This window comes from Acidiferrobacterales bacterium (assembly GCA_028820695.1).
Lineage (GTDB): Bacteria > Pseudomonadota > Gammaproteobacteria > Arenicellales > JAJDZL01 > JAJDZL01.
The window spans coordinates 121147-133712 of sequence record JAPPIB010000045.1; the positions used below are offsets into that span (position 1 = coordinate 121147).

The following is a 12566-nucleotide window of genomic DNA, read 5'->3' on the forward strand; positions in this document are numbered from 1 at the left end:
CGTTCAGCTATGCGGCCTGCGCGGTGGAAGTGATCTTCGCTTCGAATTCATGTCGAAAATGTCTGATAAAACTTTGCACCGGCCAGGCGGCCGCGTCTCCCAACGCACAGATTGTGCGTCCCTCAATCCGATTCGCGATGTCAACCAGCTGATCGATCTCCTCAGACCGGGCACGACCAAGGCGAATCTTCCTGACCAACCGATAAAGCCAGCCAGTTCCCTCGCGGCAAGGCGTGCACTGTCCGCAGGACTCCTCCCAGTAAAAATAGGCGATCCGCTCAAGCATCTCGACCATGCAGGTCGACTCGTCCATCACAATCACCGATCCAGCGCCAAGCAGGGAACCCGCATTCTGCAAGGAATCATAATCCATGTCACAATCCATGATGATATCGGCCGGCAAAACCGGTACTGAAGAACCGCCCGGAATACACGCCTTCAGTTTGGCGCCGTTGAGCATGCCACCCGCCATCTCCAACAGTGCTTTGAATGGAATTCCGAGAGGAACCTCAAAGTTTCCTGGATTGTTGACATGTCCGGATACTGAGAAAATTTTCGTTCCAGCGTTATTTTCCGGTCCCAGATCGACAAACCACTGAGCGCCTTCGCGCATGATTCTGGGAACCGACGCGAGGGTTTCTGTATTGTTGATTGTGGTCGGTCGGCCGAATGCACCAAACTGGGCGGGAAACGGTGGCTTGAATCTCGGCTGGCCACTCTTGCCTTCCAGTGACTCGAGAAGCCCAGTCTCCTCACCACAGATATAGGCACCTGCGCCCAGATGTGAGTGAATATCGAAATCGAAACCACTGCCCAGAACATCGGTTCCAAGCAATCCGGCTGAACGCGCCTCGGACAGCGCCTGTTCAAAACGATCGTATGATTCGAAAAATTCACCGCGAATGTAGTTGTAGCCGACCGTCGCGTTCATGGCGTATCCAGCGATCGCCATTCCCTCGATCAGGGAATGCGGATTGAAACGCAATATGTCCCGATCCTTGAATGTCCCAGGTTCCCCTTCGTCAGAATTGCAGACAATATAGCTTTGCCCAGGCTGGGTTCGAGGCATGAAACTCCACTTCAGACCGGTCGGAAAGCCGGCGCCTCCGCGGCCCCTCAAGCCTGAGGCCTTGACTTCGGCGATGATATCCTCGGGCGGCGTTTTTTCCTGCAGAATCTTGCGCCAAGCGGCATACCCACCGGTACTTTCGTACGACTGAATGGTCCAGGGTGATTCAAGATCCGGTTCAGGCAGGCAAATACGAACTTCCTGATAGGTCATTCAAGGGCCTCCAGAATCTCATCAATGCGTTGCGGCGTCAGGTTCTCGCAGTAATCCCGGTTGATCAAAGCTGCAGGCGCACCACCGCATGCCGCCAGACATTCAACTTCCTTGAGCGTATAGCGCCCGTCAGGGGTCGTCTCACCGAGTCCGATCCCCAGTTTTTCGGTTAGGTGGTCTACGATCGACGCGGAGCCCCGCAACGCACATGAAATGTTGGTACATACGTTTATTTTATGTCGCCCGGGCGGTTCCAGGTCGTACATCGTGTAGAAAGTCGCCACCTCCGCCACCTTGATCGATTCGATATCCAACAGTCCGGCGATCGCATTCATCACCTCGTCACTTACCCAACCACTTTCATCCTGTGCGATACGCAATGCCGCCATCACCGCCGCTTGGGCTCGTCCATGCGGGTACTTCGCGATCTCGGTCTGAATCTGCTCAAGTGCGTCGCTGGACAGTATCATCGGTCGATTTCTCCGAATACGATATCCTGGGTGCCGATTACTGCGACTACGTCTGCCAGCATGTGTCCGCGACACATTTCGTCCAATGACGACAGATGGACAAAGCCCGGTGCCCGAATTTTCAAACGATAGGGCTTGTTCGCGCCGTCGGAGATAAGATAGACCCCGAACTCCCCCTTCGGCGCTTCCACCGCGGCATAAGACTCGCCCTCGCGAAGGCAATATCCCTCCGTAAACAGCTTGAAATGATGAATCAGGGATTCCATATCCTGTTTCATGGTTTCGCGGCGCGGAGCGATCAGTTTTGCATCATCAATCATTACCGGTCCGGGATTGGTCTGCAACCATGCGACACACTGGCGGATAATCCGATTGGACTGGCGCATCTCCTCTACCCGACACAGGTATCTGTCATAGCAATCACCATTGGTTCCCACCGGTATGTCAAAATCAACCCTGTCATAAACCTCGTACGGCTGTTTCTTGCGCAAATCCCAAGCGACTCCGGAGCCGCGCAGCATGGGCCCGGTGAATCCCCGTGCCAGGCAGGTCTGCTGAGACACGATCCCGATATCTACCGTTCGCTGCTTCCAGATCCGATTGTCCGTCAGCAGTGTTTCATAATCATCAACACACTTCGGAAACCTGTCGGTGAACGCCTCGATGAAATCCAGCAGAGAACCTTGACGATCCCGGTTCAGATCCTCGAGCTTGCGCTTGCTGCGGTACTTGGACGGCTCGTACTTTGGCATCGAATCGGGAAGATCCCTGTAGACTCCGCCCGGCCGGTAGTAAGTTGCGTGCATCCGAGCTCCGGACGCCGCCTCATAGCAGTCCATCAGGTCCTCACGCTCGCGGAAACAGTACAAAAACATCGACATCGCGCCGATGTCCAGTCCGTGCGCACCAAGCCACAGCAGGTGATTGAGAATGCGGGTAATCTCGTCGAACATAACCCTGATGTACTGTGCGCGAATCGGAACGGTAATCCCCAACAGTTTTTCGATCGCTAGCACATAAGCGTGTTCGTTGCACATCATGGAAACATAATCGAGTCGATCCATATAACCGATGCTTTGATTGTATGGCTTTGACTCGGCAAGCTTCTCCGTAGCACGATGCAACAGCCCGATGTGTGGATCAATTCTCTGAACCACCTCACCGTCCATCTCCATCACCAGCCTCAGCACACCATGCGCGGCGGGGTGCTGCGGTCCGAAATTCATGGTGTAATTACGAATCTCGGTCACCGAAACTATCCTCCCGAATCACTCGGGGCACCAAGGTTCTCGGCTCGATCGTCACAGGCTCGTAGACCACGCGCCCCTTGCCGGGATCGTATCGCATCTCAACATATCCCGTCAGTGGGAAATCCTTGCGGAACGGATGTCCGATGAAACCATAGTCGGTAAGAATCCGACGCAGGTCTGAGTGTCCCTCAAACAGAATCCCGAACAGATCGAACGCCTCCCGCTCAAACCAGTCCGCAGCCGGCCAGATGTCGGTGACTGAGCGGACGACCGGATGGTCCTCGTCAATATAAACCTTGACTCTCAATCGATGATTGAGCGATACGGACAGAAGGTGATAGACCACCGCATAGCGTGAACCGGTCCACTGTCTGGCTGGATATCCTTCGCCGTAGACCGAATAATCAACCGCGCATAAATCAATCAACTGCTCGAACCTGGTCCGGTCATCGTCGCGCAGTGCGGTACAGATGTCAGTAATTCGCTCTGAATCCACCACAATCGTCAATTCATCGACATCGGTTACCGACGCTGAGATATCAGTGCCGAGCAGATCCTGAACTGACTGGGTGAGTTGAGCAATAGAGGCCACGCTCGAGACCTCTATCTGGCAATCGTGTTGGTTCGTTGAATCTTTCGCTGCAGTTGCAGGATGCCGTAGACAAGCGCTTCGGCTGTGGGTGGACAACCAGGGACATAGACATCAACCGGAACGATTCTGTCGCAACCTCTGACCACCGAGTACGAATAGTGATAGTACCCGCCGCCGTTGGCGCACGAGCCCATGGAAATCACCCATCTGGGCTCGGCCATCTGATCATAGACCTTTCGCAACGCCGGTGCCATCTTGTTGACCAGCGTTCCCGCGACAATCATCACATCCGACTGTCTTGGACTCGGCCTGAAAATAATGCCGAACCGGTCAAGATCATAACGGGACGCGCCTGCGTGCATCATTTCCACACTGCAGCACGCAAGTCCGAATGTCATGGGCCACATCGAGCCGGTACGCGCCCAGTTGATCAACTTATCCATGGTCGTGGTGACCATGCCCTGATTCATGATTCCTTCAATAGACATACCCTACTCCCACTCCAGTGCGCCTTTTTTCCACTCATAGATGAACCCAATGACAAGCACACCGAGAAATATCATCATCGCGACGAATCCGAACAGTCCGATTTCATCGAGCGTAATGGCCCAAGGAAAAAGAAACGCGATTTCCAGGTCGAATATGATGAATAGGATGGCGACGAGATAATATCGCACATCAAATTTCATGCGGCTGTCCTCAAAGGCCTCGAATCCGCACTCGTACGGCGACAGTTTCTCCTTGTCTGGCTTGTGCGGACCGAGCAATGAACTGACACCGATCATCGCGGCGCCCATCACCAGCGCGACCAGCAGAAAAATCACAATTGGAATGTAATTTGCCAGCATCGGACTATTTGGAACTCAACTTTCTTTTTCCTGACTTACCTGATCTGGTGCCGAAGGCCGGACTTGAACCGGCACGGCTCTCGCCACCGCCCCCTCAAGACGGCGTGTCTACCAATTCCACCACTTCGGCAATCTGCTCATCTGATCGGTTCGCGACCTTACTGCGGCAATTTCGGCAACTCGCCGCCTGCATCACCATCGGAAGTTTGCGGAACTTCCTCCACAATCGTTTCCGACGTGACTATGTCTGTGACACTCGTCGGTGTTCGCGCGCCCGTATAAATATACGCAAGACTAAGCGCAATGCCAAAAAATACAGTCGCTAATACGGCAGTGATGCGGGTGAGGAAATTCGCCGACCCGCGGCTGCCAAATACCGACTGGGAACCGCCTCCGAACACCGCACCGAGGTCAGAGCCCTTCCCCCGCTGAAGCAGGATCAGAACAATCATGGTAACCGACGTCACCAAAAACAGTCCCAGTAATATCTTTGTCAATAATTCCATCTTAATTTCGTTTCCCTATACTGCCGCGTTGCAAATTTTCAGAAACTCCTCCGAACTCAACGAGGCACCACCGACCAGACAACCATCAACATCCGGTTGACTGAGAATCTCAGCGGCATTTGATCCATTGACACTGCCGCCATATAGAATCCGACAGATCGGAGCAACTTCGGCGCTCACCTCGCGAATTCCATCACGAATCCATCTGTGCGTCTCCTGTATCTGATTCGTCGAAGCCGTCATTCCGGTACCGATCGCCCAAACAGGCTCATATGCGATCAGCATTGCTGGCATCTCAGACTCGTCTACGACTCCCAGAACCGCACCCAGCTGTCGATCAATGACCGATTTTGTATCGCCCGACTGCCTGTCTTCCAGCTTCTCGCCGACACAAACAATGGCTTTCATCCCCTGCGAGATGACCGCTTTCGCCTTGCGGCCGATCTCCTCGTCAGTTTCGTCGTGATAGGCGCGTCTTTCCGAGTGTCCGACTATTACATATTCGCAACCAATCTCTTTCAGCATGCAAGATGATACTTCACCTGTGTATGCGCCGGAGGGATGTTCGCTGCTGTCCTGTGCGCCGAGCGCGACCGCCGAAGATTCCTCGAGCAAAGCATTCACTGCGTTGATGTATACAAACGGCGGGCAGACAGCGACATCAATCGTTGCCTCGAATTGTGCCGTGCCATGAACAACATCCCCGACTACTGAACGCGCCATACTGAAGGCACCGTTCATTTTCCAGTTGCCTACAATTATTTTCCGTCGCATGAATAAAAAAAATTCACAGTACCCGGGTCAACCTCGCGAGGCTTCTGCGCTGGCAGTGAATAGTATGAGTTCGCTATTGTCTGTAATGTGTCTATGCTACTTCTTTTGCGCTGAAAAATCAATTTGCAACACACCTTTCCCTGTCAGTTCAGGCACTTTCACCGGGGACGGCTGAATTCCTTCCAGGGCAACGACAATTCGGTGAGGGTCCAGACCTCGGACTCAGGCCGATCAAGTGATTCGGCCGAATGGATTATCCACTCAGTCTTTCCCTTCTCAATGCCTGGCTCAGGCAATGTATTCCACCACCGCCCAGAGTGAACATCGACAGGTCAATTTCGCATACATCAAATCCCAATGCCCGCAGTTTGCCGACCAGCTCCGGTGCGCCCGTCATAGCCAAGATCCGGTCGTCTCCCAGTGACATCAGATTCACGCCCAGGTTCCGTGCCTCGCGATAACTGACATCAACAAACGCAAAACCCCGATCCTCCAGCCATTTCACGAGCCATGGCTCCATCGCGTCCGTGCAGGTAACCAATAGGTTTTCGGCAACAGGAACCACCAAACCATCCATGTGCACAAATTCTCTTGATATAGGCGCAACCAGCGCCTCCCACCCCTCAGCCTCGATGAATCGTGCGACCTGTTCGGAGCCTTCCTTCTCTGACCGCTCGCCGCAATAGCCTAGAAGTACGAGCCCGGGTCGCAGAATGACAAAATCTCCGCCCTCAAAATGACCTGCAGTTGCAAACTGCCATATCGGAATTTCATTGGCCTGGTAGAACTTGATGACTGAAGCATAATCCGCACGACGACACTTCACCTGCATGTGACAGATCAGTGGACCCCACGGTGTCATCACCGAATTGTCCCGAGCGAAGAAATTTCTATGTAATGCCTCATCCGCCTCAATGAAGTGACATGACACACCCTTGGCTTCGTACTGGGCGATCATCTCAGCGTGTTGGCGCTGGGCAAGTTCAAAGTCAAAGCTTACACCGGTTCGCGCAGCATTCTCCATCGTCCGGCCGATGATCGGGCCGGCTTCAACCCAGCGATAAAAATCCGGTCGACCCAACAGGACATCACTGAGACGCGCGTATTCGTTATCGATTCCCCAGTACTCGTGCGTAAAATCAGTCTTGGAAGTTTTGCTGAACTTTGGTTTCATCAACATTGAAAATTCACCATCTAAAAATTAACCGACATGCTTGTTTCAACCCAAGCGGGGCCCAAGTGGACGATGTTGCATCCCTGGTTCAAAACTGTGGGGCGTCAGGGATTCGAACCCCGGACCATTTGATTGGGAGTCTATTGTCAAAATCCAATATCTGACCCTATCAATATACCAAATTATGTCATTTCTGAAGACGGCAAAAAGAGGTCACTTGGTCGCCGTCTTGATTTCGCAATGCATCAATCATATCGTTCGTTACGATTCCACCGCGGCCAGCAAAGGGTCGAAAACAATTCGAAGGTTTGTCATCAGTAAATTCAGTGGGATTCTTATGTGGAGGCAACACTTTTTTGACCCTGAAAAAATTTCCCTCGTCAACGCGGGCATCCTCAATGATGTCGCCCTCCTCAAGATGGATGCTGGACTGCATTGTTAGTATGAGTTTGTTGACACTTCGGTTTCGCCGTAACGGTATTCATATGATAAGGAACAAGTTGTTTCCAAATTTCATACCAGCGTGAAATTCTCATCGGAAATTATTGGCGATTCTTCATTTCGTATCTATTGCTAAGAATTTATTATTTCAAAACAATATCTTGGTGGGCCGTCAGGGATTCGAACCCCGGACCAATTGATTAAGAGTCAACTGCTCTGCCAACTGAGCTAACGGCCCATTGATCAACGATTTGCCATGCATGATTCGATCGGATGCGGCAGATCATCCAGCACCCGTCGACTCGCATGTCAATCACGGTAAATTAAACTGGTACCGCCAGCAACATTATTTTACAATTGAAGTGCGACTGAAATGGGAATTTGATCGCTTTGCCCGGAATCATTCGAACCGACTCCGTTCATGCTGTCACAAGGCGAAAAGTACAACTTCTGTCTTGGGCTTGGAATTGGCCGGCAGCGTTCGAGTCGGCGAAACCCGCGTTTGAGTGCACGAGTTCGGACAGATTCCACCAACGCGGTATGAATCTGCAAGCTGCAGATGCCTTTCGGAGTGAACACTCTGACAGTCGGTTCACAACCGCTTTATTGTCGGGAGTAAAGTTATGAAAACAATTTCGACCTTGATCAAAGCCAGAGGAATGGTCTGGACAGTGACTCCGGAGAATACGGTTCTGGAAGCACTGCATGTGCTGGCCGAAAGAAACATCGGCGCGGTTCCTGTCATCAGCGGAGATGAGCTGGTGGGCATTTTCAGCGAACGAGATTACGCCCGTCGAGTGATCCTGCAGGGATTGGCTTCAAAAGACACCCTGATCGCAGATGTAATGACCGAGAACGTACAGACTGTCAATCCTGATGATAATATCGAAGACTGCATGAAAATTGTCGTCAGCAAGGGTTTCCGCCATCTTCCAGTCGTCGAAGACGGAGAACTCATCGGCGTTGTATCTGCCAATGACCTTTTGGCCGAAGTAATTCGAAGCCGAGAGATGCAGATGGCCAGTCTCGAGAACCTACTGTCAGGGGCGGGCGAAATCACCTGATCGACCCACTCTTGCCGCCTAAGCTTCTGCTCACCATGGTTTAGCTGATTCCGCAGTGACTGGCTTCAGCGATATCGTCACATGCAGCTGAAACACCTCATGCCCAAATGGAAGCACATCGCGATTGTGCTCGTTTTGGTGACTTTGACCCACACCGCGAATTCCCAGGACGTATCGCAGATTGAGAATCTGAATTCGGTCGAGCCGGTGGCGGCACCGGAATTTGACAGTGCACAGTGGATCAATAATCCTTCCGCGGACGATGAGTTCCTCAAAGGGAAAGTGTTGGTAGTGAATTTTTGGGCCACTTGGTGTCCACCCTGCGTCCATGAACTGCCGACGATTCAGAAATTGTGGGCTTCACTGGACCGCAACGACTTTGAGGTTGTCGCGGTCAACGTCGGCGAAACACAGGCGACCGTCAAGAATTTCCTTAACAATTTTGATCCGAGCCTGGAGTTTGCCATCGTATTGGATCCCGATCTCAAGTTCTACAAAAGCTGGAACGTGCGCCCGATTCCGACTACATACATCGTTGACCGCAGTTACCATCAGCGATATAGGGGGTTGGGCGAGTTTGATTTTGTTTCTGAACAAATGAAGTCGCTTGTCCAGCAACTGATTGAGGAATGATCCAGCTCTGGATAATCTGGATAAGGCATGTCACTACCACAAGACTATCGCCCCAAGATAATTGTTACCAAAATCGGACTGGATGGACATGACCGGGGAAGCCGGATCATTGCCACCATGTTACGGGACGCAGGCATGGAGGTTGTATACACGCCACCCTGGCAATCCATATCCGACGTTGTAAGACTTGCCGAGGATGAGGATGCCGACGTCATCGGGATCAGCAGTCTGGCGACCGATCACCTGCTGATTCCAGACCTGCTTGATGCGCTGCGCAAGTCCGAGCTGGAACATATCGGAGTCATTGTCGGTGGTATCATTCCGGAAGATGATGAGGTTGAACTGATTGAGCTGGGTGTTCGCCGGGTTTTCCATCCGGGAAGCAGCCTGACAGAAATTTCTAGTTATGTGCGGGCACTCGCGTTTGAGGTACGCACCGGGAGTCTGAAGAAATGGGAGATCCAGAATCATGAAAAACGCTAAGGTTGTCGATCTTCGCCGAGATTCACCTGAAGATCTCTGGCAGCAGGAATACAAACGTCAGCTGCCTGACGAAACCCCTATCCGCAATCGTTCCGGAATCGAGATCAAACCTCTATATACCCCAGCTGACTGGAATGACAGTCGGTACGACGAGCAACTTGGATATCCAGGACAGTTGCCGATGACGCGCGGAATTTACCCGACGATGCATCGGGGGAAAGTCTGGAGTCAGCGTCAGTTGATCGGGTTCGGAACACCCGAAGACTATAACCGGCGACTGCGCCGGCTTTTGGATGCCGGCAACACAGCGATCAGTCTGATTCCCTGCAATTCGGTCTATCGTGGCTACGATATTGACGAAGTCGATCCAAAACTGCTCGGCACCTGTGGTGTGATGGTCAATACGGTTGATGACATGGATCGATGCTTTCGTGACGTGGAAATCCAGTCGCTGTCGACAGCCATGAACGATCCGCTGCCGTTCACGTTGCTTGCCCTCGTGTTGGCTGTGGCCAAAAGGCGGGGAGTGGATTGGGCTCGCGTATCGGGTACATCCAACCAGAGCGATTACATTTCGCACTACGTCGCCAATCACATGTTTTTTCGACTCAGCCTGGAAGGATCGCGGCGGGTTTTGGTCGATCACATCGCGTTCTGCCAGAAACATGTCCCATTCTGGAACCCGCTGTCAATTGTCGGGCAGCACATGCAGCAAGCCGGTGCGACGCCCGCGCAAGCCATGGCTTTTACGCTGGCTACGGGCATCCAATATGCGGAAGACTGTATTGCCCGCGGGATGGACCCGAATAACTTTCTGGAGCGATTTACCTTCTTTTTTGACATCTCCATGAGTTTCTTTGAAGAAATCGCAAAATGTCGTGCCGGGCGGCGGATCTGGCAGAAGATCGTCCGCGAACGATTCAATGCCCACAATCCGAAAACATGGCGTTTCAAGTTTCACGGCCAGACATCAGGGGTTGACCTCACCCGTCAGGAACCTCTCAACAATATCGCAAGAGTCACCGTCCAGGCGTTGGCCGGCGTATTCACCGGACTGCAGTCCCTGCACACCGACTCTTTCGACGAGGTGCTGAGCGCGCCGACGGAGGAAGCGGCACGGATTGCGGTCGCGACTCAAAACATTATTCGGGAGGAGGCTCACTGTGCGGACGTGATCGACCCCCTTGCCGGCTCCTACTACGTCGAGTCACTGACCGACCAGATGGAAGAGCGAATTGTGGACATCATCTCAGGCATCGACGATGCCGGTGGTATGTTCGCCGCGGTCGAGAAGGGCATGATCCAAAACTGGATTGGACAGTCGGCAATGCAATTCCAGAATTCGGTCGAAAGCGGCGAGCAGACTGTGGTCGGGGTCAACAAGTACATATCGGAAGCCGATGCGGCGACTGCAAAGCCACTCGAGCGGCCCAGCATGGCAGCGGTTGAGAAACAGCTGCACACACTGCGGAAGTACAAGGCCGAACGCAACCGTTCTGACTACAACAGAGCTGTCAGCCAACTGCAGCAAGCAGCTCAGGATGAGACGCAAAATGTTTACGGTGCGATCGTAGAAGCCATATGCAGCGGTGTCACGCACGGCGAGGTTGTTCATCATATCCGGCAGGAACTGGGATTCGGTCAACCTCAGACCACAGTATGATCCATAGTGCCGGAACTGCAAGCCAGACCCGTGCAATCCTCGATTCTTGAACGACTGCAAACAGGCGGCAGAAAGTCGCTGGCGAGAGCGATCACGATCGTCGAGAACAATCTTGTCGGTCAGGAAGAGATTCTCAAGGCGATCTGCGACAAAATCGGCAATGCCCATGTTATCGGGGTGACCGGTCCGCCAGGTGTTGGCAAGTCAACGCTGATTGATGCCTGCATACCCGAGATTCGCAAACTCGGCAGGACGGTTGCGGTGCTCGCGGTCGACCCTAGCAGCCATGTCAGTGGTGGTGCCATTCTGGGGGATCGCGTTCGAATGGCTCGACACGGGCATGATGAGGGTGTCTTCATCCGTTCGGTGGCAGCCCGCGGTCACCTTGGCGGGCTCACCACTACAGCACTGAACATCATCAATCTATTTGACGCCACTGATTGGAATGCGATTATTGTTGAAACCGTCGGGACAGGCCAGTCCGAAGTCGAAATATCGCAACTGGCTGATACGGTCGTCGTCGTCGAGTCTCCCGGACGCGGTGATGAGATTCAGGCGATCAAGGCTGGACTGCTGGAAATCGCGGATATTGTGGTAGTCAACAAATCAGACATGCCTGAAGCCGACTCGACCATGAGTGATCTGAGTCAGGCAATAGCCCTGCGTCATGCCGCTAAGTCACCGTTGTTGCTGAAAACCATCGCATCCGGCGGCGAGGGCGTATCGGAACTGATCGATCGTGTGGTCCGGATGGGTGACGATCTCAAAAGCGTCGACCGGCTGGAGTCAAAAATCGGAAGAATGCGCAAACTGGTTGCCCGGAATGTTGGCGAAGCTTTGGAACAGGCAATTGCAAGTTCTGATGACGAAGCAATCTCGCAGTTGATTGGACGTGTACTCGCCGGTGAAGTCAATGCCGACCGGATTGCCCGCGACATCATGACCTACGTCAGTCGAAACCCCGATTTCCCGATGAGTGAGTAGGTGCAAACCCACCGTCATTGACTACCGATTGCTTCGACGTTCACTTGCGCTCGAAAATTCGATCGCCTGACTCGTTGATGATCTGTTTGGCCTTGAACACCGAATGTTCACATGCGGTTTCGAAGTCAGTGTGTGTGTCCGCCCGAATGAAATAGTGTTCTTGTAATGTACCGGATTCGTCGGCTTTGTAGATATAGCCCGCAGAGTTGTAGGAACCCTGTTGCTTGAGAGGGGCAGGTTTTATCTGGTACCCCTCATAGTCCTCAAGTTCGGGTTGGGGAGCAGATCGCGTTTCTCCCTTACCCAGTATTCGATCAAATAATCCCATAATTGCTTTCCGCCAAGAATGATAATTCCAACCTGATTCAAAGTGATTCCAGTTCAATTATAACGACTTGGGCG

General features: G+C 52.7%; 15 protein-coding genes and 2 tRNA genes. 5 read left to right on the forward strand and 12 right to left on the reverse strand.

What is annotated here, in order from left to right:
• Positions 1–7 precede the first annotated feature (7 nt).
• From nuoF to OXI60_07220, 11 genes are all read right to left on the reverse strand, one after another.
• A complete protein-coding gene (nuoF, locus tag OXI60_07170) occupies positions 8–1282 on the reverse strand; it encodes an NADH-quinone oxidoreductase subunit NuoF (GenBank protein MDE0309598.1) in 1275 nt (424 codons plus the stop codon).
• Positions 1279–1752, reverse strand: coding sequence for an NADH-quinone oxidoreductase subunit NuoE (gene nuoE / locus OXI60_07175; protein MDE0309599.1), 474 nt, complete (start codon positions 1750–1752; stop codon positions 1279–1281). The genes nuoF and nuoE overlap by 4 nt, the downstream gene beginning before the upstream one ends.
• Positions 1749–3002: an NADH-quinone oxidoreductase subunit D gene (locus OXI60_07180; GenBank protein ID MDE0309600.1), complete on the reverse strand. Its 1254-nt coding sequence runs from the start codon at positions 3000–3002 to the stop codon at positions 1749–1751. The genes nuoE and OXI60_07180 overlap by 4 nt, the downstream gene beginning before the upstream one ends.
• Positions 2986–3594: an NADH-quinone oxidoreductase subunit C gene (locus OXI60_07185; protein MDE0309601.1), complete on the reverse strand. Its 609-nt coding sequence runs from the start codon at positions 3592–3594 to the stop codon at positions 2986–2988. Before OXI60_07185 ends, OXI60_07180 begins: the two co-directional genes overlap by 17 nt.
• A gap of 11 nt (positions 3595–3605) precedes the next feature.
• On the reverse strand, positions 3606–4082 hold the full coding sequence (locus tag OXI60_07190) for an NADH-quinone oxidoreductase subunit B (protein MDE0309602.1): 477 nt from the start codon (positions 4080–4082) through the stop codon (positions 3606–3608).
• A gap of 3 nt (positions 4083–4085) precedes the next feature.
• On the reverse strand, positions 4086–4442 hold the full coding sequence (locus OXI60_07195) for an NADH-quinone oxidoreductase subunit A (protein ID MDE0309603.1): 357 nt from the start codon (positions 4440–4442) through the stop codon (positions 4086–4088).
• Between the two features lie 45 nt (positions 4443–4487).
• Positions 4488–4572, reverse strand: a tRNA-Leu gene (locus OXI60_07200).
• Between the two features lie 28 nt (positions 4573–4600).
• Positions 4601–4948, reverse strand: a complete 348-nt coding sequence (gene secG, locus OXI60_07205; protein MDE0309604.1) for a preprotein translocase subunit SecG — start codon at positions 4946–4948, stop codon at positions 4601–4603.
• Positions 4949–4963: 15 nt separating this feature from the next.
• Positions 4964–5722, reverse strand: a complete 759-nt coding sequence (tpiA, locus tag OXI60_07210; GenBank protein ID MDE0309605.1) for a triose-phosphate isomerase — start codon at positions 5720–5722, stop codon at positions 4964–4966.
• 253 nt (positions 5723–5975) lie between these two features.
• Positions 5976–6896 (reverse strand): arginine deiminase family protein, encoded by a 921-nt coding sequence (locus OXI60_07215; GenBank protein ID MDE0309606.1) that lies wholly within the window; start codon positions 6894–6896, stop codon positions 5976–5978.
• A gap of 603 nt (positions 6897–7499) precedes the next feature.
• Positions 7500–7575, reverse strand: a tRNA-Lys gene (locus OXI60_07220).
• A gap of 385 nt (positions 7576–7960) precedes the next feature.
• Between OXI60_07220 and OXI60_07225 the strand changes: the two genes are divergently transcribed.
• The 5 genes from OXI60_07225 to meaB all read left to right on the forward strand — a co-directional run bounded on the left by OXI60_07225 (position 7961) and on the right by meaB (position 12164).
• Positions 7961–8401: a CBS domain-containing protein gene (locus OXI60_07225; GenBank protein ID MDE0309607.1), complete on the forward strand. Its 441-nt coding sequence runs from the start codon at positions 7961–7963 to the stop codon at positions 8399–8401.
• A gap of 81 nt (positions 8402–8482) precedes the next feature.
• Entirely contained in the window at positions 8483–9034 is a 552-nt protein-coding gene (locus OXI60_07230; GenBank protein ID MDE0309608.1) for a TlpA disulfide reductase family protein, read from the forward strand.
• Positions 9035–9061: 27 nt separating this feature from the next.
• Entirely contained in the window at positions 9062–9517 is a 456-nt protein-coding gene (locus OXI60_07235; GenBank protein ID MDE0309609.1) for a cobalamin-dependent protein, read from the forward strand.
• Positions 9504–11180, forward strand: coding sequence for an acyl-CoA mutase large subunit family protein (locus OXI60_07240; protein ID MDE0309610.1), 1677 nt, complete (start codon positions 9504–9506; stop codon positions 11178–11180). The genes OXI60_07235 and OXI60_07240 overlap by 14 nt, the downstream gene beginning before the upstream one ends.
• A gap of 30 nt (positions 11181–11210) precedes the next feature.
• Positions 11211–12164, forward strand: a complete 954-nt coding sequence (meaB, locus tag OXI60_07245; protein ID MDE0309611.1) for a methylmalonyl Co-A mutase-associated GTPase MeaB — start codon at positions 11211–11213, stop codon at positions 12162–12164.
• Positions 12165–12204: 40 nt separating this feature from the next.
• Here meaB and OXI60_07250 read toward each other — a convergent pair whose 3' ends face one another.
• Positions 12205–12492, reverse strand: a complete 288-nt coding sequence (locus tag OXI60_07250) for an HlyU family transcriptional regulator (protein MDE0309612.1) — start codon at positions 12490–12492, stop codon at positions 12205–12207.
• Positions 12493–12566 lie beyond the last annotated feature (74 nt).

Excerpts from the sequence above, each read along its gene's own strand:
- nuoF (MDE0309598.1), bottom strand. The coding sequence starts at position 1,282 with ATGACCTATCAGGAAGTTCGTATTTGCCTGCCTGAACCGGATCTTGAA.
- nuoE (MDE0309599.1), bottom strand. The coding sequence starts at position 1,752 with ATGATACTGTCCAGCGACGCACTTGAGCAGATTCAGACCGAGATCGCG.
- OXI60_07190 (MDE0309602.1), bottom strand. The coding sequence starts at position 4,082 with ATGTCTATTGAAGGAATCATGAATCAGGGCATGGTCACCACGACCATG.
- OXI60_07195 (MDE0309603.1), bottom strand. The coding sequence starts at position 4,442 with ATGCTGGCAAATTACATTCCAATTGTGATTTTTCTGCTGGTCGCGCTG.
- secG (MDE0309604.1), bottom strand. The coding sequence starts at position 4,948 with ATGGAATTATTGACAAAGATATTACTGGGACTGTTTTTGGTGACGTCG.
- tpiA (MDE0309605.1), bottom strand. The coding sequence starts at position 5,722 with ATGCGACGGAAAATAATTGTAGGCAACTGGAAAATGAACGGTGCCTTC.
- OXI60_07215 (MDE0309606.1), bottom strand. The coding sequence starts at position 6,896 with ATGAAACCAAAGTTCAGCAAAACTTCCAAGACTGATTTTACGCACGAG.
- OXI60_07225 (MDE0309607.1), top strand. The coding sequence starts at position 7,961 with ATGAAAACAATTTCGACCTTGATCAAAGCCAGAGGAATGGTCTGGACA.
- OXI60_07230 (MDE0309608.1), top strand. The coding sequence starts at position 8,483 with ATGCAGCTGAAACACCTCATGCCCAAATGGAAGCACATCGCGATTGTG.
- OXI60_07235 (MDE0309609.1), top strand. The coding sequence starts at position 9,062 with ATGTCACTACCACAAGACTATCGCCCCAAGATAATTGTTACCAAAATC.
- OXI60_07240 (MDE0309610.1), top strand. The coding sequence starts at position 9,504 with ATGAAAAACGCTAAGGTTGTCGATCTTCGCCGAGATTCACCTGAAGAT.
- OXI60_07250 (MDE0309612.1), bottom strand. The coding sequence starts at position 12,492 with ATGGGATTATTTGATCGAATACTGGGTAAGGGAGAAACGCGATCTGCT.